At 41.0% G+C, this 19087-nt stretch carries 20 protein-coding genes and 4 tRNA genes; 12 read left to right on the top strand and 12 right to left on the bottom strand.

From position 1 onward, the window contains the following. Positions 1-2: 2 nt before the first annotated feature. Complete coding sequence (locus QDI94_RS04125; protein ID WP_278867366.1) at positions 3-878, top strand: leucine-rich repeat protein; 876 nt, start codon at positions 3-5, stop codon at positions 876-878. A gap of 53 nt (positions 879-931) precedes the next feature. Beyond that, the gene (locus tag QDI94_RS04120; RefSeq protein ID WP_278867364.1) at positions 932-1645 is read left to right on the top strand and encodes a hypothetical protein; all 714 of its coding nucleotides are present in this window, start codon (positions 932-934) and stop codon (positions 1643-1645) included. A gap of 47 nt (positions 1646-1692) precedes the next feature. On the opposite strand, the gene QDI94_RS04115 is transcribed toward QDI94_RS04120, so the two are convergent. Next, positions 1693-2718, bottom strand: a complete 1026-nt coding sequence (locus QDI94_RS04115; protein WP_015524014.1) for a branched-chain amino acid aminotransferase — start codon at positions 2716-2718, stop codon at positions 1693-1695. 279 nt (positions 2719-2997) lie between these two features. On the opposite strand from QDI94_RS04115, the gene QDI94_RS04110 reads away from it, so the two are divergent. From QDI94_RS04110 to tnpA, 10 genes are all read left to right on the top strand, one after another. Beyond that, a complete protein-coding gene (locus tag QDI94_RS04110; protein WP_278867362.1) occupies positions 2998-4098 on the top strand; it encodes an AAA family ATPase in 1101 nt (366 codons plus the stop codon). Between the two features lie 115 nt (positions 4099-4213). Beyond that, a tRNA-Arg gene (locus QDI94_RS04105) sits at positions 4214-4290 on the top strand. A gap of 6 nt (positions 4291-4296) precedes the next feature. Beyond that, positions 4297-4373: transfer RNA gene (locus tag QDI94_RS04100), tRNA-His, on the top strand. Positions 4374-4376: 3 nt separating this feature from the next. Then, positions 4377-4452 (top strand) — tRNA-Lys (locus QDI94_RS04095). A 64-nt stretch (positions 4453-4516) separates the two neighbouring features. Further along, a tRNA-Gln gene (locus tag QDI94_RS04090) sits at positions 4517-4591 on the top strand. A 227-nt stretch (positions 4592-4818) separates the two neighbouring features. After that, on the top strand, positions 4819-6576 hold the full coding sequence (locus QDI94_RS04085) for a 1-deoxy-D-xylulose-5-phosphate synthase (protein WP_278867360.1): 1758 nt from the start codon (positions 4819-4821) through the stop codon (positions 6574-6576). Positions 6577-6623: 47 nt separating this feature from the next. Continuing rightward, positions 6624-6947 (top strand): carboxymuconolactone decarboxylase family protein, encoded by a 324-nt coding sequence (locus tag QDI94_RS04080; RefSeq protein WP_015524011.1) that lies wholly within the window; start codon positions 6624-6626, stop codon positions 6945-6947. Positions 6948-7027: 80 nt separating this feature from the next. Further along, positions 7028-7351 carry a hypothetical protein gene (locus QDI94_RS04075; protein WP_278475185.1) on the top strand — a complete coding sequence of 108 codons (324 nt, stop codon included), beginning with the start codon at positions 7028-7030 and terminating at the stop codon, positions 7349-7351. A gap of 167 nt (positions 7352-7518) precedes the next feature. Then, on the top strand, positions 7519-7794 hold the full coding sequence (locus QDI94_RS04070) for a hypothetical protein (protein WP_169923284.1): 276 nt from the start codon (positions 7519-7521) through the stop codon (positions 7792-7794). Between the two features lie 186 nt (positions 7795-7980). Next, positions 7981-8442: an IS200/IS605 family transposase gene (tnpA, locus tag QDI94_RS04065; protein WP_101105764.1), complete on the top strand. Its 462-nt coding sequence runs from the start codon at positions 7981-7983 to the stop codon at positions 8440-8442. A gap of 190 nt (positions 8443-8632) precedes the next feature. Here tnpA and QDI94_RS04060 read toward each other — a convergent pair whose 3' ends face one another. Genes QDI94_RS04060 through QDI94_RS04010 form a run of 11 tightly spaced genes read right to left on the bottom strand, consistent with a single transcriptional unit; the run spans position 8633 to position 18987 of the window. Continuing rightward, the gene (locus tag QDI94_RS04060) at positions 8633-9295 is read right to left on the bottom strand and encodes a V-type ATP synthase subunit D (RefSeq protein WP_278867356.1); all 663 of its coding nucleotides are present in this window, start codon (positions 9293-9295) and stop codon (positions 8633-8635) included. Positions 9296-9323: 28 nt separating this feature from the next. After that, complete coding sequence (locus QDI94_RS04055; protein WP_021882860.1) at positions 9324-10703, bottom strand: V-type ATP synthase subunit B; 1380 nt, start codon at positions 10701-10703, stop codon at positions 9324-9326. Positions 10704-10721: 18 nt separating this feature from the next. Then, positions 10722-12476 (bottom strand): V-type ATP synthase subunit A, encoded by a 1755-nt coding sequence (locus QDI94_RS04050; RefSeq protein ID WP_101029316.1) that lies wholly within the window; start codon positions 12474-12476, stop codon positions 10722-10724. Positions 12477-12518: 42 nt separating this feature from the next. Then, positions 12519-13115, bottom strand: a complete 597-nt coding sequence (locus tag QDI94_RS04045; protein ID WP_278867353.1) for a V-type ATP synthase subunit E — start codon at positions 13113-13115, stop codon at positions 12519-12521. 39 nt (positions 13116-13154) lie between these two features. Then, on the bottom strand, positions 13155-13463 hold the full coding sequence (locus tag QDI94_RS04040) for a V-type ATP synthase subunit F (protein WP_015524005.1): 309 nt from the start codon (positions 13461-13463) through the stop codon (positions 13155-13157). A 36-nt stretch (positions 13464-13499) separates the two neighbouring features. Continuing rightward, entirely contained in the window at positions 13500-13925 is a 426-nt protein-coding gene (locus QDI94_RS04035) for an ATP synthase subunit C (protein ID WP_101029314.1), read from the bottom strand. 21 nt (positions 13926-13946) lie between these two features. Further along, on the bottom strand, positions 13947-15881 hold the full coding sequence (locus tag QDI94_RS04030) for a V-type ATP synthase subunit I (protein WP_278867350.1): 1935 nt from the start codon (positions 15879-15881) through the stop codon (positions 13947-13949). Between the two features lie 36 nt (positions 15882-15917). Next, positions 15918-16952 carry a V0D/AC39 family V-type ATPase subunit gene (locus QDI94_RS04025; RefSeq protein ID WP_278867347.1) on the bottom strand — a complete coding sequence of 345 codons (1035 nt, stop codon included), beginning with the start codon at positions 16950-16952 and terminating at the stop codon, positions 15918-15920. 37 nt (positions 16953-16989) lie between these two features. After that, a complete protein-coding gene (locus QDI94_RS04020; protein ID WP_278867344.1) occupies positions 16990-17301 on the bottom strand; it encodes a hypothetical protein in 312 nt (103 codons plus the stop codon). A 20-nt stretch (positions 17302-17321) separates the two neighbouring features. Then, positions 17322-18683 carry a PFL family protein gene (locus tag QDI94_RS04015; protein WP_278867341.1) on the bottom strand — a complete coding sequence of 454 codons (1362 nt, stop codon included), beginning with the start codon at positions 18681-18683 and terminating at the stop codon, positions 17322-17324. 34 nt (positions 18684-18717) lie between these two features. Further along, complete coding sequence (locus QDI94_RS04010; protein ID WP_101029309.1) at positions 18718-18987, bottom strand: ACT domain-containing protein; 270 nt, start codon at positions 18985-18987, stop codon at positions 18718-18720. Positions 18988-19087: the final 100 nt, after the last annotated feature.

The raw sequence follows: 19087 nt of genomic DNA, 5'->3' as shown, positions 1-19087 counted from the left end.
ATATGAAAAAAACATATTGTTTAAAATCCCTAAAACGCTTTTCCGGATTGTTATTATCTGTATTTTTGATTATTATTTCTACATTTCAAATTTCTGCGGCTTCATATGAAACCGACGGCTTTGTATATTCTGTTTCCGACGGTAACGCGAGCGTAACCGGATATAAAGGTGATAAGACCGATATTGTTCTTCCGCTTAAGCTTCAAAGCTGGTCGGTATCTGAAATTTCTGATTTTGCCTTTGTGGGAAAGACCGCAATAACATCGGTCAGGCTTAACGAAGCAAGATATCTTAGAAGAATCGGTACTGATTCTTTTTACGGTTGTACTTCGCTTGAATCAATTTCAATTCCTATCTGGGTGAGAGATTTTGGGGCTGCCGTATTTCAGAATTGCACAAGTTTAAAATCTGTTACCTTTAACTGTGTGCCGAGTAAAATTACCGATCAGATGTTCTACAATTGTACTTCTTTAGACAAGGTATATTTACCTGCCGGTACAAGTGCGATTGGTAAGAGTGCTTTTGCTGAATGTAAATCATTATCTGAGGTGTATATTCCTACATCCGTGACTTCTATTGCTTCTAACGCTTTCAGAAACTCTCCGAATGTAACAATCAAGGGCAGTTACGGTTCTTATGCAGAAGAATACGCAAAGGCTAACAATATTTCGTTTAACGGCATTTCTAACTATAAAATTGGCGATGTTAATATGGACGGTAATATTGATATTTCTGACGCAACCCTTGCGCAGAAGTATGTTGTCGGTATTGTTGAACTTTCGACAGAACAAAAACATCTTGCCGATTATAACAGTGACAGCAACATCACAGTAGTTGATGCAACCCAAATTCAGAAGTTTATCGTTCATTTAAACTAACCAATAAAAAACAGGCTCACTTTTTGTGAGTCTGTTTTATTTCGGAGGACGCTTTGCCAAAATACTTAATAGCTGATTTTATCGTTGAAATTGAGCCGAAATTTGATTACTTAAAAAAATTGTGCGAACCGTTTTTGTATGAAGGGGAGAGAAGTGCAGATTTTTCTGCCATACCGTCAGCCTCATACTTAAATTCCCTGTTGAGCCGTATGGTTGAAGGTTCAACCATTGATGAAGCCGAAGAATTTGCAACGGCGTCAATTTTTAACCGCAAAATAATTCACCTGGGGGCTATGCTTGTGCATTCCTCGGCACTCGTTTTTGACGGAAAAGCGTATTTGTTTTCCGCCGATTCAGGCGTCGGCAAATCTACTCATACAAAGATGTGGCTGAAAAGATTCGGCTCAAAAGCTCATATTCTCAATGACGATAAGCCTGTTGTGAAAATTAAAAACGAAGTCCCGCTATGCTGCGGAACTCCGTTTGACGGCGGAAGCGGAATTGCTGACAACGAAATCGTTCCCATAGGCGCTATAATATTCATTGAACGATCAGATACTAATTTTGTTACAGTCCCCGACACAAAGGAGATTGTACAAAGGCTCTACAAATCAACTGTCAAATTTGTGAATAAGTCAGACGGAATCTCTTTGCTCTCAAATCTCGATAATCTTATTCGGCATACAAAATTTTATGTACTGCATTGCAATACAGATGATTCTGCCGTTGATGTTGCCTATAACAATATAATTAAAAACTGCAAATAAAAGACGGTCTGTTCTCGCAGACCGTCTTGTTATATGTATAAAATTGATTACTTGATTTCCTTAATCCAGCCTTCGGGAGCTTCGATTCTGCCCATCTGAATACCTGTAAGTGTATCGTAAAGCTTCTTTGTAATCGGACCCATTTCATCCATACCGCTCGGGAAACAAATTTCCTTGCCGTGGTCGTTAATTTTGCCGACAGGTGAGATTACGGCAGCTGTACCGCAAAGACCGCATTCTGCAAAGTCCTTAACTTCATCAAAGTAAACTTCTCTTTCTTCAACCTCAAGACCAAGATAATGCTCAGCAACATACATAAGTGAACGGCGGGTAATTGAGGGGAGAATGCTGTTAGACTTTGGAGTAACAACCTTGTTGTCCTTTGTTACAAAAATAAAGTTAGCGCCGCCTGTTTCTTCAACCTTAGTTCTTGTAGCTGCGTCAAGATACATATTTTCGTCAAAGCCCTCTGCATGAGCGGTAACAATAGCGTGAAGGCTCATTGCATAGTTAAGTCCTGCCTTGATGTGACCTGTGCCGTGAGGAGCAGCTCTGTCAAAGTCTGAAACCTTAATTGTAATAGGCTTTGCACCGCCCTTGAAGTATGGACCAACAGGAGTAGTAAATACTCTGAACTGATATTCTGCCGACGGCTTAACACCGATTACAGGACCGCTGCCGAACATATACGGGCGAATATAAAGTGTTGCGCCTGTGCCGTACGGAGGAACATAATCGGCATTTGCCTTAACAACATTGCAAACAGCCTCAACAAACTTTTCTTTTGGGAATACAGGCATCTCAAGACGCTTACAGCTGTCTTCCATTCTCTGACCGTTAAGGTCAGGTCTGAACACAACAATTCTGCCGTCACAGGTAGTGTACGCTTTCATACCCTCAAAGCAAGTCTGAGCGTACTGCAAAACGCCTGCACATTCGCTGATAGTAATTGTGGTGTCGGCTGTCATACTGCCGTTGTCCCACTTACCGTCTTTATAATTAGCTACGAATCTTTCACCGATGGGCATATAACCGAAGCCGATGTTTGCCCAGTCAATATTCTGCTTTTCCATCATAAATACTTCCTTTCAATTTAAGAAAAACCTCATTGGTTATGTACATATTTTAGCACTTTAACACGCAACTTGTCAATGTTATAACAGCATATTTCACCGTTTTTATTATTATTTAGGCTGTTTTTAAAGCATAATATGAATTTTGACGCATACGCAACTTTCATTTAGCGGATATTATATGCAGAAAATTAAAAACATAATATTATATTCTTTTTTGGAACAAAAAACCCGCTTTGCGGATATATACTAAACTCAATAATTTATCGGGGTGATATTATGGCTGAGGTTGTAAAAATTGTTTTGACCGGCGGACCTTGCGGCGGCAAGACTGCGGCATTGGAATATATCAGCGGAGAACTTAAAAAGCTTAATATTCCGACAATTACAATCAGCGAGTCTGCAAGCAGGCTTTTAAGCGCAGGCAAAACTCCCGAAAATATGGGTTCATACGAATTTCACAGAGAGCTGTTTGAAATGCAGCTTGCCGAAGAGAATGAAAAAACGCAGCTTGCAAAGGAAATGAATTGCGAAAAAGCGGTGTTGCTTTTTGACAGAGGCTTGCTCGACAGCAGAGCATATGTTACGGAAGATGAGTTTGCAAAGTATGCAGGACTGCACAATCTTAATGAAGATGTGATACGAAATTCATACGATGCGGTGTTCCATCTTGTGACTTCCGCAGACGGCGCAGAAGAGTATTACGGAAAAGAAACCAATATTTTCCGCAGAGAAGACAGCCTTGAAAAAGCAAGAGAAGTTGACATAGATGTTATGGCTGTGTGGACGGGCACACCGCATTTGCGTGTTATCGACAACTCAACCGACTTTGATACAAAGCTGAAAAGACTTTTAAAGGAGGTTGTCGCTTTTCTCGGAATTCCGAAACCACTTGAAATTGAAAGAAAATTTTTGATTGAATATCCTGATATTGAATTTTTGAACAGCATAAAAACCTGTCGCAGAATTTCTATTACACAGGCGTACCTCACCACTCCCGATGAAGGATATTTCAGAATCCGCAGAAGGGGAGAGGGTGACAAGGCTGTATATATCAAAACCGTAAAAATCAAGATATCGGATATTAAGCGGATCGAAATTGAAAATTATATTTCGAAAGAACAATACGACTCATACCTTGCGCAAAGACAGTATGTTACGGGCATCATCAGTAAAGACAGATATTGCATTGTCGATAACAACACATACTACGAACTTGATGTTTATCCGTTCTGGAGTGACAGGGCTACAATTGAAATTGAATTGCTCAGCGAAAATCAGCCGTATCAGCTTCCTTCATTTGTTAAGCTTGTCAGAGAAGTTACCTCAGAGCCGAATTACAGGAATCTTGCACTTGCTCAGAAATACGGAAAGCCTTAATTTTTTCGGCATATAAGTTTGTGAAATAAATTTGAAAAATTTTGAAAAAAGTGTTGACAAATTAGCGTAATATGGGTATAATATAAAGGCTGACTGATGAGGTCAGCAACTTAATGCGCCAATAGCTCAGCTGGATAGAGCAACTGCCTTCTAAGCAGTAGGTCAGGGGTTCGAGTCCCTTTTGGCGCGCCACTTATGGTGGGATTAGCGTAGTTGGTTAACGCGCCAGTTTGTGGCACTGGAGACCGCCGGTTCGAATCCGGCATTCCACCCCATTTGACTCATTAGCTCAGTTGGCAGAGCACTTGACTTTTAATCAAGGTGTCCGGAGTTCGAATCTCCGATGGGTCACCAACGGCCGCTGAAGTTTTTCCTTTAGCGGCTTGTTTTTTTAACAACGGAAGAATTTAATATATACTGAGCCGTCGCCAAGCGGTAAGGCAACGGACTTTGACTCCGTCACCCGTGGGTTCGAATCCCGCCGGCTCAGCCATAAAGAGGTGCTTGCATAATCTTGTAAGTGCCTTTTTCCGTTGTATCAGTCTTTCGGTGGGTTACATTTTTCGTACAGGTTTTGTAAGCATCAATGGCAGACACTAATTTGCAAAAGATGTTAAAAAAACTCTTGACCTAAAGTTAGCTTTAGGCTGTATAATAAAGCCAAAGAGAAACTTCTCTGATTTATATTTAAAATTTATGCGATAAGGAGCTCTGATTACAATGTATATTGAAAAAATAAACGGACCGCAGGATGTTAAGAAGCTCAGTCTTGATGAGCTTAACGCTCTTGCATCGGAGATGCGTGACGCTTTACTTCACCGTGCAAGTGTCCACGGCGGTCACTTCGGTCCGAATTTCGGTATTGTAGAGGCTACAATTGCCCTTCATTATGTTTTTGATTCACCACATGACAAGTTTGTGTTTGATGTATCACACCAGTCATATCCTCATAAAATCCTCACAGGCAGAAAAGAGGCATATATTGCACAGGAGCATTACGATGATGTAACAGGCTATTCAAGCCCCATAGAGAGCGAACACGATATGTTTACTGTCGGTCATACATCAACCTCTGTCAGCCTTGCCTGCGGACTTGCAAGGGGCAGAGATGTAACAAACGGCAAGGGTAATGTTATTGCACTCATCGGTGACGGCTCAATCAGCGGCGGTGAGGCTCTTGAAGGTTTTAATGTTGCCGGTGAAATGGATTCAAACCTGATTATTATAGCAAATGATAACCAAATGTCGATTGCAGAAAATCACGGCGGACTCTATAAAAATCTCAAACTTCTTCGTGACACAGACGGCAAGGCTGAATGTAACCTTTTTAAGTCAATGGGGCTTGATTATGTATATGTCAAGGACGGCAACAATATTGAAGAGCTTATCAAAGCTTTTAAGTCTGTAAAAGACATTGATCATCCTGTTGTTGTTCATATTAACACTCTTAAAGGTAAAGGTTATAAGCCTGCTGAAACTGACAAAGAAAGCTGGCATTGGTGTATGCCGTTTGATATTGAAACAGGCAAAACTACTGTTAATTTTCCTGATGAGGAGGACTACAGCTCAATTACAACAGAATATCTCAGAAATAAGATGAAGTCTGACAAGTCAGTTGTGGCGATTACAGCCGGCACTCCCGCACTTTACGGCTTTACTCCTGATGAGAGAAAAGCATTCGGCAGACAGTTTCTTGATGTAGGCATCGCAGAACAGACAGCCGTTGCAATGGCATCTGCTATCGCAAAGAACGGCGGCAAGCCCGTATTCAATGTTTACAGCTCATTCATTCAGAGAACCTACGATCAGCTTTCACAGGACTTGTGCATTGACTCAAACCCTGCAACAATCCTTGTTCAGACTGCGTCGGTAAACGGTATGACAGATGTTACGCATCTCGGAATTTTTGATATTCCCATGATTTCAAACATTCCTAACCTTGTTTATATCGCTCCGACAACTAAGGAAGATTACCTTGCAGTCCTCGACTGGAGCATTGAGCAGACAGATTACCCTGTTGCAATTCGTGTTCCTGTTGCAGAACTTCTTTCAACAGGCAAGCCTTGCACAAAGAATTTTGCAGAACTTAATAAATATGAAGTTGCTCAGCAGGGCGGTAAGATTGCCGTAATCGCACTCGGTTCATTCTATGGAATGGGTGAACAGGCTGCAAAGCTTATTGAAGAAAAAACAGGTACAGCACCTACTCTTATCAATCCTTACTACATTACAGGCGTTGACACAGAACTTCTTGAAAGCCTCAAGAAAGACCATGATGTTGTTGTAACACTTGAAGACGGAGTGCTTGACGGCGGATTTGGTGAGAAGATTGCCCGTTTCTACGGTCCGTCAGATGTTAAGGTTATCAATTTCGGTCTTAAAAAGGAATTCCTTGACAGATATAATCCTGCCGATATCCTCAAAGAAAACCGCCTCACACCCGAACAGATTGCAGAAGATGCAGTCGCTTTGATTTAAATAATTTAAAAATAACTATTATAAACGAATTTTAGGAGTTGATATCAATGGTAAAACAGACAGCAGGAAGAGATAAACTCGGTGAGTTTGCACCGAAATTTGCAGAAATTAATGACGATGTGCTTTTCGGTGAAGTGTGGAGTAGGGAAGACAAGCTTTCACTTCGTGACCGTTCACTTGTTACAGTTGTTGCACTTATGTCACAGGGACTTGTAGATTCTTCTTTTAAGTATCATCTTATGTCAGCCAAAAACAACGGCATTACAAAGGAAGAAATTGCAGAAATCATCACTCATTCCGCATTCTATGCAGGATGGTCAAAAGCTTGGGCAGCTTTCAATATGGCAAAAGAGGTTTGGACAGAAGAATAAAGAGCAGTTGCATATATATTTCTCTTGTGATACAATAAACTCAGTTATCTTAAATCTTAATTTTTACAAAGGGAAGTATTATGAAAAAGACTAAATTTGTAATTACCTTGTTAATGGCTGCTCTGATGAGTTTTTCTTCGGCCTTTTGTCAAAGTGTATCTGCGGCGTCTTCGCCCGATGAGGCGGTGATTTCGGGCAATTATGACGGCATTGAGCCTATTCCCACAGAAAAGCCCGAGGACAAGCCCGTAAAGCACGGCAAGGGTTTTTCAAGCGAGGATTACGCATTGTTTTATACTCAGACAACATTCCTCGCACTTCTTGCAGGATATTTGATTATTTTCAAAGCAAAGGGTACAAAGACAAAAGAGAAAATGCACAGAAGAAAACTTGACAGAAAGTGAAGTGAAATATGAAAACAAGTGAAATATTTTTAACTGTTCTTTTTATTTTTTCGGCACTTTCGTCTTTACTGACCCAAATACCTGTTATAAGAAATTCGATGGTATTTTTTATTCTCTTGTTAGCACAGCTTTTGTTTGTATTTATATTTCATCACAACATAAAGAAAATGAAAATATACGGTACTGTTATTACTGTGCTTGCTGTATCCAACATTATCAACGGTATTATCGCATGGTGTTGGGCGTATCAATCAATTAACAGCATAAGCGTACCAATAAAACAGGGAACGGACATACTTGGAATTGTTATGGCAAAGGCATCATTTGGTATGTTTGCCTACCTTATTTCAGGGATTGCAATAGTTGTTTTTGCAGAATGTATTGTTTCGGTATTTATAAAATACCGAACAAAAAAGAAACAACAGCTTATTCACAACATCTAAAACAAAACGGATTGGCTCAATAAAAATGCCAATCCGTTTTATTAATGGGTTTACCCAGTGCCACGCTTGCGTGGCACAAACAACCACCCGCTATGCGGGTGTGCATAAAAAGTTATACAAAAAAATCACCAATCGTATTACAATAAGAATGTTCAAGTCTATTGTAAAAAAAGAAAGGTGATTTTAATGGCAAATAAAACAAATAGTTTATCCCACACAAAATGGATGTGCAAATACCATGTAGTGTTTGTGCCAAAGTATAGAAGAAAAATAATATATGCACAGTATCGACAGAGTTTGCAAGACATAATAAGATTGTTATGTCAGTACAAAGGAGTGGAGATACTAGAGGGGCATATGATGATAGATCATGTACACTTGCTCTTAAGTATACCACCGAAGATGAGTGTGTCAAGTTTTATGGGATATTTAAAAGGAAAAAGTGCGTTAATGATGTTTGAGAAACACGCAAATCTGAAGTATAAGTTTGGAAATAGGCACTTTTGGGCAGAAGGATATTATGTGAGTACAGTAGGTCTAAATGAAGCAACCATAAGGAAATACATAGAAGACCAAGAAAAGCATGATATAGCACTAGATAAATTAAGTGTACGAGAATATGAAGACCCTTTTAAGGGTGGCGAGTAATACAAACACCCTTTAAGGGGTGGCGAAAGAGGCAAAGGCAATAGGCTTGAACCAAGTGAAAGCCAGCGTCTTGAGACGCTGGCCGGTAGCATGGGCTTATAGCCCTAGAGCAAACCACCCGTTGGACGGGTGGTTTTGATTATGTTGACACATTAAAACAGCCCGACCAAATTACGGTCGGGCTGATAATTTATGCGCTTTCAGCACTTAATTCTTTAGCTTTTTTCAAAGCAGCATCTTTTTGCTTTTTCTTTTTGATTACCTTGAGTCGGCTGAATTCCTCACGATCCTTTTCGTCAAGTGCGTCGGAAATGAACTTAACTGTTTCCTCAAAACGGGGAATCATAATGTTCTTGAGAGCGTTTGCTCTCTTCTGAGTTTTCTTGATTGAATCGGCAAGGCGGTAAATGCTGTTCTCAATCTCGGCAAGCTCAACTGTAAGATTTTTAACTTCGGTAAATTTCGTATAAACCTTATCAATTGCCGAATTTGTTGTGCGCAGACCGTAGTGTAGGTAGTTATGGTCCTCTCGTTCCTCAATAGTGAGAATCGGAATTTCAACACCCATAACACTTCTTGAATCAAGCTTCAAGCCGTTCTCATAGGGAATAGCGTTAGAAATATCTTCACAAAAGCCGTTGGTAACATTTGCCGTTTGAAGTGCTGTGTAAGCCTCTGCATAAGCGTCATCAATTTTCTGCTGGATTGCGTTTGCATGGTCGATAAGCGTCATCATTTCTCTGATGAGAATGTTACGCTTTCTGTCCAACAGTTCATAGCCGTTTTTGGCGAGTGCAAGGGATTTCTTAGTATTCATAAGATTACCCTTGGTAGGTACTGTCTGTACTGCCATAAATGCTCACACTCCTTTCTTCAAACGATTATTTGTCACCCTTATAGTACTGATCAAGTAAAGCATCGTCAACACGGTCAAGTTCTGCTCTCGGCAATGTTGAAAGCAATTCCCAACCAAGGTCAAGACTCTGTTCAATACTTCTGTTTTCATTAAAGCCCTGATTAACGAACTTTGATTCAAACAATCTGCCAAACTCAATGTACTTCTTATCAGTAGGAGAAAGCTCCTCTTCACCGATAACAGATGCAAGCGATCTTGCGTCAATTACCTTTGCATAAGAAGCAAAAAGCTGGTTTGCAAGAGGCTGGTGATCGGCTCTTGTATAACCCTCACCGATACCGTCCTTCATAAGACGGGAAAGGGAAGGAAGAACATTAACAGGCGGATACAATCCCTGTCCCTGAAGTGAACGGTCAAGAACAATCTGTCCCTCTGTAATGTAACCTGTAAGGTCAGGGATAGGATGAGTAATATCGTCGTTAGGCATTGTCAAAATCGGAATCTGTGTAACAGAACCGTTGTGACCTTTAATCATACCTGCACGCTCATAAAGTGATGCAAGGTCAGAATAAAGATAACCGGGGTAACCCTTTCTGCCCGGAATTTCACCTTTTGATGACGAGAACTCACGAAGAGCCTCGGCATAAGATGTCATATCGGTCATAATAACGAGAATGTGCATATCAAGCTCAAATGCAAGATATTCAGCAATTGTAAGAGCACATCTCGGTGTAAGAGTTCTTTCAATGATAGGATCGTTTGAAAGGTTCAAAAGCATTACAACTCTTGAAAGTACGCCGCTTTCTTCAAAGCTCTTCTTGAAGTATTCGGCAACATCCTTCTGAACACCCATTGCGGCAAATACAACACCGAAGTTAGAGCTGTTTGCGCCGCTGATTTTAGCCTGTCTTACAATCTGAACGGCAAGGTCATTATGTTTCATACCTGAGCCGGAGAAGATAGGCAGCTTCTGACCTCTGATAAGAGTCATAAGCGTATCAATGGTTGAAATACCAGTGTTGATGTAGTTTTTAGGATAAACACGGGAAACAGGGTTGATAGGAGTACCGTTGATATTAGCCTTTTTAACAGGGAAAATATCTCCGAGTCCGTCAATAGGTTTGCCCGCACCGTCAAGTACACGGCCGATAATTTCAGGGGAAAGAGGCATCTCCATAGGATGACCTGTAAGTCTTGTTCTTGTGTTTTTAAGGCTGATTCTTCTTGTACCCTCAAAAACCTGAACAACTATTCTTTCGCCCTCAATCTGAACGACACGACCCTGACGCATTGTACCGTTATCAAGACGAATGTCAACAATTTCCTCGTTGGAAACGCCCTTAACACCGTCCATAACTATAAGAGAGCCGTTAATTTCTTTAACGCCTACATAATCTATAATCATTATTGCGTTCCCTCCTTATTAAGAAATTGCAGCAAGCTTTTCGTCAATTTCCTTAATGTAATCGTCAAACATTTCAGGCTTGCTGTTAGGAATATCATACTTCATCTTTGTAAGCTTATCAAACAGACCAAGGTTAAGAATCTTGGAAAGCGGAATATTCTGAGCAACTATATCCTTAGCTTTGGCATGAAGATGAAGAATGGTTTTCATCATAAGCTTTTGCTTTTCAAGCGGAACATAAGTATCATCGGCATGGAAAGCGTTCTGCTGTAAGAAACCTACACGAATTACTCTTGCTGTTTCAATTACAAGCTTTTGGTCATCGGGGAGTACATCCGAACCGATAAGCTTTACGATTTCCATAAGTGAACTTTCTTCCTGTAAAAGTGCGCTTATTCTGTTTCTGTATTCGATGAAATCCTCACCGAGATTTTCCTTAAACCATGGGTCAAGGTCATTGAAATATTCGCTGTAGCTGTCCATCCAGTTAATGGCAGGATAATGTCTTGAATAAGCAAGAGCTTTATCAAGAGCCCAGAAACATCTTGTAAAACGCTTTGTGTTCTGTGTTACAGGCTCAGAGAAGTCTGAACCCTGCGGAGAAACCGCACCGATAAGTGTTACAGAACCTTCGCCGCCGCTGAGAACCTCGGCACGACCGCCACGCTCATAGAACTCGGCAAGTCTTGAAGGAAGATATGCAGGGAAACCTTCTTCTGCAGGCATCTCTTCAAGTCGGCCTGAAATCTCACGGAGAGCCTCAGCCCAACGGGATGTTGAGTCAGCCATCATGGCAACATGGTAGCCCATATCTCTGTAGTATTCGCCAAGAGTAATACCTGTGTAAATTGAAGCCTCACGAGCCGCAACAGGCATATTTGATGTGTTGGCGATAAGTACGGTTCTGTCGGTCATAGGGCGCTGTGACTTTGGGTCAATAAGCTCTGAGAATTCCTCAAGAACCTGGCTCATCTCGTTACCACGCTCACCGCAACCGACATAGATGATGATATCGGCGTCGCACCATTTTGCAAGCTGGTGCTGAGTCATTGTTTTACCTGTACCGAAACCGCCCGGAATAGCCGCTGTACCGCCCTTTGCGATAGGGAAGAGAGTATCAATAACTCTCTGACCCGTGATAAGCGGAACAGATGATGTAAGTCTTTCCTTAACAGGACGGGAAGTTCTGATTGGCCACTGCTGACAAAGTGTAAGGTTGTGTTCAACGCCTTCGTCATCCTTGATTACAACAACTGTATCAAAGAGCTTGTAGTCGCCGTTGGGATTAACCTTTACAACTTCACCCGAAAGCTCAGGCGGAACCATAAGTCTGTGTTCAATGATAGGAGTTTCGGGGAGAGTAGCGTAAATCTGACCGCCCTCAAGCTTGTCACCGACTTTAACCTTCATTGTAACATTCCACAGCTTCTTGTCATCAAGAGCAGAAACCGAAGAACCACGGTTAATAAACGCACCTGCTTCTTCTTCAATAGCCTTCAGCGGTCTTTCGATACCGTCAAAGATGTTATCAATAATACCGGGGCCGAGAAGAACATTCATAGGAGCACCGGTACCCTCAACGGGATCGCCCGGTTTAAGTCCTGTTGTTTCCTCATAAACCTGAATAGTTGTGATGTCGTCTGTAATACCGATGATTTCACCGACAAGCTTTTGCTTGCCTACATGAACCATTTCCATCATCTCAAAGCTGTCGGTATTTTTTACGGTAACAACAGGTCCGTTTATTCCATATATAACATTGTTGTTTTCCATATTATTACCATCTCTTTCAAAAGAAATTAACAGTCAGCAAGATTAAAGCACACTCAGTCCGGAATTTTCAATAAACCATTCTTTCTGTGCATAGAGCTTGCTGTCAAGAGTTTCATCGGCAACAATATTCATTGCCTTGCAAAAGCCTTTGATTCCGCCGATTTTAATTGATTTGTCGGCAACAACCTCGGTGCTTCCTGCAAAAACTGCCTTGATTTTGTCTGAGTTCTTCATATCTCTTTCGTTGACATAAACAACACAGTCGTTGTCTGCAAAAAGCTTAGCAACTTCCTTTGCACTTTTAACAAGGCTGTTTGTATATTCTGATGTTTTTGTGTATTCAACAAGCTTTTCCTCAGCCTTTTTAAATACGCTTTTCGTCATTTCAGCTCTTTCAAGAAACAGTTTTTTCTGACCTTCCTGAATTTTCTTTGCAAGAATACCCGTCTGTCTGTTTCTTGATTCTTCAAGTTTGTCCTTGATATATTTTTCGCTGTCATGTCTGCCTTTTTCGGTTGCCTCTTTCAGCTTTTCTTCTTTAAGCTGAGCAACCTCTGTCTGCATGGCACTTCTTTGTTCATCAGCATATTTTTTAATGGCTTTCAGAAAGTTATCTGTTTTGTTTTTGGAGTTTTCCATTAAAAATAACCTCCCTGAATAGATTCAGATATGTGATAATTACAGCTTTACGCCGATTGCGTCCTGAACATATTTTGTAATACTGTCCTTGGTTCTTCCGTTACCGTGACGGTCGGGAATTTCAACAATAAGCGGCTGCTTGCGGTTAAGCTTAAGGTCATAAATAAGGTCGGGACAGAGCGAAACAAGTGTTTCCGTAATAAGAATAACTGCAATATCATCCCTGTTCACAGCCTTTTCAAGCTCACTGCGTACCTCATCCTCCTGATGAACAACTACGCCTTCAATACCTGCAAATCTCATACCCATTTTGGTATCGACATTATCACTTATAAGAAAAAATTTCATAATAATCAATCCTTAACGAAACTTAAATCGCTTAAATTATCTTGCAAAGATAAGAAGAATTGAAACGAGCATACCGTAAATAGCGATACCTTCACCAAGTACAACGAAGATGATTGCTTTACCGAATGCCTTAGGATCTTCACTTGTAGCACCGATAGCGGCAGGAGCAGCGTTACCAACGGCAATACCGCCGCCGATACATGAAAGACCTGTTGCAAGAGCGGCACCGATATATGCAAGACCGTCAGCCATACCCGATGTAGCGGCAGCGGCGTCACCTGTAGCAGCGCTTGCTACGATAGGGCATACCATGCAGAATGCAAATACAGCAGCGAATGAGCAAATCTGAGTAAGAACTGTTTTCTTTCTGCTCTTGCCGTGTTCAAAAGCCTTTACTGCAAGAATTGCAGATGCACAAAGGAATACTACCGGAACAGCTAACATAATTAAATTGAATAACATAATAATACCTCCAAAAAATTATCAATCAATATTTAATTTAACAGGTTCGTAAGGTCTGCCTTCACCGGAATAGAAACGGCTGAACATCTCGTAATATTCAAGTCTTAAAACCTGAATTGCAACAAGAAGTGCCTCAAGAACCATTACAAAAACATTACCTAAAACAACTACGGGCCAGTATGCAACGGCGGGAGCTGTTTGGGCAAGCACGAAAACAACTGTCATCATACCTGCGTGTACAAGAACGAATGCACCGACTCTCAAAAAGCTTACCGTGTTTGTAACATATTCAAGCAAAAATTCGATTGACTCGATGGCATGTTCAAGAATATATCCGCCCCAGCTTTCGGGCTGCCAGTCTTTTTCTCCTGCAATAAGAAGTCCGAGAGGCTCGCCAAAGAAGATAAGCAGATAGGGGAGAACGATAAGGCAAAGAATGTATGCAAGTGAGAATACCTGAAGACCGAGCACAAGCTGTCCTGCAACACCGAAAATAATTGAACAGTAGAATACAAGACCTGCACAACCGCTTGATCCGAACAAGGCTCTTCCCACATCTCCCTGCTTGAAGGAACTGTAAATATTAAGTCCCATAGCAACCACAACAAGCGTAATACCTATTGAAACCGCCGCAAGAAGAATCATAACAATTGAGTTTGATGACATTACTTCAATCGGTTTTTCATCAAGTCCGAAAAGTGCCTTGTAAAGAGGATCGAGTACATGCTCAAATCCGAACACACTTCCGAACACACAGCCGAATATCGCAGAAGAAATTCCGCACGGCATAAGAATTTTACCGATTTTCATTTTCTTGAGTTTCCACATAAGCGCACCGACAATTGATACACAGATGCCCTGACCGAGGTCAGCAAACATTATGCCGAATATAATGACATAAGTGATGGCGATAAAGAGCGACGGGTCAATTTCGTTATATTTCGGAACACCGTACATCTCCGTGTAAAATTCAAACGGTTTTGCAAGGAAACAGTTTTTGAGTTTGACAGGCGGCGATTTTGCAATCTCCGTCTTGCCGTCTGAAAAATCTACATTGACGCTGGCAATTTTTTTGAGTCTGCGTCTGAGAGGCTTAGCATCCTCTGTAGGAACCCAACCTACAATGATAAAGCTCTTGCTGTACTGCAATGCTTTGGTGCGGATTTTAGCATAAAGATTAAGCTCTTCAAGCTTAGAAAGGTATTTACAGATTCTAACCTCATATTTGTCAACATAATCGTCAACCCGTTTTTGAGCTTCTTTAAGCTTTTCCTCAAGGTGGGGGATAAGACTCTCAAGTTTTTTCAGATGAATTCTCGGTGTGTCATTAACTCCGAGAACATCGCATTTTTCAAAATATAATCCCGAAAAGATTCTGTCAATTTCCTCGGTTTTATCAATCGGAGCAAAATAAACACCCCAATAGTGTGATTTGTCTTCGGTACAGACAATAAAATCTACATAAGGATTATCTTTATAGGCTGAAAGCTTTTCAAAGCTTTCCTTAGGCAGTCTGCCAAAGCGTGAACTGATATACTTTAAGGTTAAAACCTTTTCAATTTCAACCCCAAGTCCGACAAAGTGTGTGGTTTCAACAAGATTTTCCTTTGCCTGCATCAGCTGTTCTTCAACAAACAGCCTGTCATCTGCAAGAACTTCAATGTCGCTGTTTATTTGATTTGTAAACAGTTCAATTTCTTTAAAGGTCGGATTAAAGTCACTTACATCAACAAGATTAAACTTGCGTTTTGTAAGACTTAATGTTGCCTTAAGAGTGTTAAGAGGTTCAGCATAGATGTTTTTTGATTGCAGATGCGTAAAATCCTTTGTGTTGCTGTAAAAGGATGAAACATCATCGGGATGGAACACACCTGATTCACCAAGTACCGATATTACATTATCAATATCATTTGTAAGCCCGATAATGCTTACGGCCTGCATGGTTGAAACAGCCAAATTTTAATCACCTCTTCTTAACAGTCATCACATTTTTTATTTAATAAGCAATGACTGCGTAAGTTTATTGTCAAGTTCATATCTTGTGCCTTCAATCAAAGTGATAATATTCATCAGCTCTGTTTCGGCAACAAACATATATGAAATCATTACAACCGAAGGGTTGTTGGAAAAGTGCATATTTTTCTTTGCAAGCCTGTATTTTACTCTTGGCGAAATATCGCTTGCATAGACATATCCGATTTTATCAATCAGTCTTCCGTTATGCGTATTCTGCATAATAGAAAATATCTCTCCGGAAGATTCTGCCTTACACATCATATCAATGGTTCTTTCGTTGAGATTAGTGTAATTAAGCAGAAGATTTGATTTGATGTCATCGGGAGAAAGCTTATAATATTTTTTCAATCTCAAAATTCTTGAGAAAATATTATAGTCGTTAATCGTGAAGAAAAAGTTGATTAACTCACGCTTTTCCTGTCCTTTGGTTGTTGCTTTAATCAGTTTGGTCAGCTTTCCGAACACTAAGTCATACAGCTTGTTCTCAATGTCCGATATCGGAAGTCGATTTTTCTCATCGGGAGAAAATTGCTTGAGAATATCGTAGAATTGGGAGGACTGTGTGGCGTTCAGAAACTCTTCATAATTTGTTGCATTGGCAAGCTTGTTGACATCAATTTCCGTATGCTTTGAAATATAACCCGGAAACTGGTAAATAAACTTGTCCGTTGAGTTTGAACTGAGCAGGATAAGAAATCTTACAATCTGCTCAACCTCTAATGTCGAGATAATGTACGATGACAACCCCGAGCTTACACTCGAATCGTATCTGCACAAAGAGTCAAATTCATAGAAAAGATTTTGCCTCAAAAGAGCCTCAAGCCTTCCTCTGTGAATTTCACGCTCGCTGACATCCGTCAGAGCCTTGGAGTAGTGCGTATTGTTTTTGAGATACGACATAATTTCTCCGACACTCTGGCACGCAAGCAAACTCTGGTAGTCCTTTTCTGTCAGTCTTTTACCAAACTTGGATCTTGCTTTCGTCAGAACGGCGAATGAAGTTTTTGACATTATCCGCATACACCTCCTTGTAAACAGTCAATGAAAGTTATTGAGCGACTGTTCTTTTGACGATTTCGTCAACCCACTTGTCGCAGTTAAGCTTAAAATCAGAGTCAAGCTTGATATGCACTGAATTGTGCTTGCCCTGAATTTTTTCCCATTGCTGCTCAGCTTTCTTTGCTTCCTGAATATCGTTGCGTTTCACAACCTCTTCAGCTTTTGCCATATAGTCATCGTAGATTTTCTTTGTCTCGATTTCTATAGATTTGGAAAGTTCCTCTTTTTCTTCAAGAGTATCCTTTTCCATGGCTTTGGCTTCGTTGTCGGCATCAACGATTTTTTTAATCATATTTTCCACAATACCACCCCCGTGAAAAATTAGTTTTTAAGCGCCTGAAGCGGAGCCGGAATCCTTCCGCCGCGCTTAATGAATACCTCCGGAGAACCTTTCCTTACAGGCATAACGGGACCTCTGCCGAGCAGTCCGCCGAAATTAAGTTCTTCGCCTGCACTTTTTCCGATAGCCGGAATAAGTCTTACCGCCGTTGTTTTGGTATTTACCATACCAATTGCAGCCTCGTCGGCAATGATTGCCGAGATAACCTCAGGAGTAATGTCCCCCGGCACTACAATCATATCAAGTCCAACCGAACAAACGGCTGTCATTGATTCAAGCTTTGTAATGTCAAGGAAACCTTCGTTGGCAGCATGAATCATACCTGCATCCTCAGAAACAGGGATGAAAGCACCGCTTAAACCGCCGACATGGGAAGAAGCCATAACGCCGCCTTTTTTAACAGCGTCGTTAAGAAGTGCGAGAGCAGCGGTTGTGCCGTGACATCCGCACACTTCAAGTCCCATCTCCTCAAGAATATATGCAACACTGTCGCCGACAGCAGGTGTCGGGGCAAGTGAAAGGTCAACAATACCAAAGGGAACACAAAGCCGCTTGCTTGCTTCTCTTGCAACAAGCTGTCCCATACGGGTGATTTTGAATGCAGTTTTCTTAACCATATCTGCAATTTCCGTGATGTCTTTTCCGGCACCGTCCTTTGCAAGAGCGGCTCTTACAACGCCGGGACCCGATACACCGACATTGATAACGGTATCGGCTTCACCGACACCGTGGAAAGCACCCGCCATAAACGGGTTGTCTTCGGGAGCGTTACAGAATACAACGAGCTTTGCCGCACCGATGCAGTTTCTGTCGGCTGTAACTTCTGCAGTCTGCTTAACGACCTTACCCATCATCTTAACTGCGTCCATATTGATACCGGCCTTAGTAGAACCGATATTTACAGATGAACAAACAAAATCGGTTTCGCTCAAGGCCTGTGGAATACTCTCGATAAGAGCATAGTCACCGCTTGCAAAACCCTTCTGTACAAGAGCGGAATAACCGCCGATGAAATTTACGCCGAGTTCCTTTGCGGCTTTGTCAAGAGTGTGGGCAAACTTGACAACATTCTTGCTCTGGCACGGAGCTGCTACCATACCGATAGGGGTAACTGAAATTCTTTTATGAATAATAGGAATACCAAATTCCTTCTGGATGTCTTCACCTGTTTTAACAAGGTCTTTGGCACTGCGGCAAATTTTGTCGTAAACCTTTGTACAAGCTTTGTCAATGTCCTCGTCAATGCAGTCGAGCAATGAAATACCCATCGTAATTGTTCTTACATCAAGGTTTTCATTATCTATCATATTTATAGTTTCAAGTATATCTCTTGTCTCCAACATATTATGTATATCCTTTCAATTCGGTAGCTCAGATTTAAATTCTGTGCATGCTGTTAAAGATGTCCTCGTGCATAACATGAACCTTTGTGTTTGTTGATTTGCCGACAGCCTTAAGATTTGTCTGAAGCTGTTCAAATCCAATGTTGGATTTGTCAATTTCAACAAGCATAATCATTGCAAACATATCCTGAAGAACGCTCTGCGTTACTTCAACGATGTTTACATCAGCCTTTGAGCAGGCTTCCGAAACTTTTGCAAGGATTCCAACGCTGTCTTTACCGATTACTGTGATAACTGCCTTCATTTTTTACCTCCTGCTTATGCAGATTTTCGTTGGAATTCTGCATAAAACTGCTTTTCTTTATTTGTGCATATTATATAACGATTTTTTAATAAAGTAAAGT

Source organism: Ruminococcus bromii (genome assembly GCF_928721825.1).
Lineage (GTDB): Bacteria > Bacillota > Clostridia > Oscillospirales > Acutalibacteraceae > Ruminococcoides > Ruminococcoides bromii.
Note: the sequence above shows the minus strand (reverse complement) of the source record. Positions and strands in the feature narration are given on the sequence as shown.

Excerpts from the sequence above, each read along its gene's own strand:
- QDI94_RS04125 (WP_278867366.1), top strand. The coding sequence starts at position 3 with ATGAAAAAAACATATTGTTTAAAATCCCTAAAACGCTTTTCCGGATTG.
- QDI94_RS04115 (WP_015524014.1), bottom strand. The coding sequence starts at position 2,718 with ATGGAAAAGCAGAATATTGACTGGGCAAACATCGGCTTCGGTTATATG.
- QDI94_RS04110 (WP_278867362.1), top strand. The coding sequence starts at position 2,998 with ATGGCTGAGGTTGTAAAAATTGTTTTGACCGGCGGACCTTGCGGCGGC.
- QDI94_RS04085 (WP_278867360.1), top strand. The coding sequence starts at position 4,819 with ATGTATATTGAAAAAATAAACGGACCGCAGGATGTTAAGAAGCTCAGT.
- QDI94_RS04080 (WP_015524011.1), top strand. The coding sequence starts at position 6,624 with ATGGTAAAACAGACAGCAGGAAGAGATAAACTCGGTGAGTTTGCACCG.
- QDI94_RS04075 (WP_278475185.1), top strand. The coding sequence starts at position 7,028 with ATGAAAAAGACTAAATTTGTAATTACCTTGTTAATGGCTGCTCTGATG.
- QDI94_RS04070 (WP_169923284.1), top strand. The coding sequence starts at position 7,519 with ATGAAAATATACGGTACTGTTATTACTGTGCTTGCTGTATCCAACATT.
- tnpA (WP_101105764.1), top strand. The coding sequence starts at position 7,981 with ATGGCAAATAAAACAAATAGTTTATCCCACACAAAATGGATGTGCAAA.
- QDI94_RS04060 (WP_278867356.1), bottom strand. The coding sequence starts at position 9,295 with ATGGCAGTACAGACAGTACCTACCAAGGGTAATCTTATGAATACTAAG.
- QDI94_RS04055 (WP_021882860.1), bottom strand. The coding sequence starts at position 10,703 with ATGATTATAGATTATGTAGGCGTTAAAGAAATTAACGGCTCTCTTATA.
- QDI94_RS04050 (WP_101029316.1), bottom strand. The coding sequence starts at position 12,476 with ATGGAAAACAACAATGTTATATATGGAATAAACGGACCTGTTGTTACC.
- QDI94_RS04045 (WP_278867353.1), bottom strand. The coding sequence starts at position 13,115 with ATGGAAAACTCCAAAAACAAAACAGATAACTTTCTGAAAGCCATTAAA.
- QDI94_RS04040 (WP_015524005.1), bottom strand. The coding sequence starts at position 13,463 with ATGAAATTTTTTCTTATAAGTGATAATGTCGATACCAAAATGGGTATG.
- QDI94_RS04035 (WP_101029314.1), bottom strand. The coding sequence starts at position 13,925 with ATGTTATTCAATTTAATTATGTTAGCTGTTCCGGTAGTATTCCTTTGT.
- QDI94_RS04025 (WP_278867347.1), bottom strand. The coding sequence starts at position 16,952 with ATGTCAAAAACTTCATTCGCCGTTCTGACGAAAGCAAGATCCAAGTTT.
- QDI94_RS04015 (WP_278867341.1), bottom strand. The coding sequence starts at position 18,683 with ATGTTGGAGACAAGAGATATACTTGAAACTATAAATATGATAGATAAT.
- QDI94_RS04010 (WP_101029309.1), bottom strand. The coding sequence starts at position 18,987 with ATGAAGGCAGTTATCACAGTAATCGGTAAAGACAGCGTTGGAATCCTT.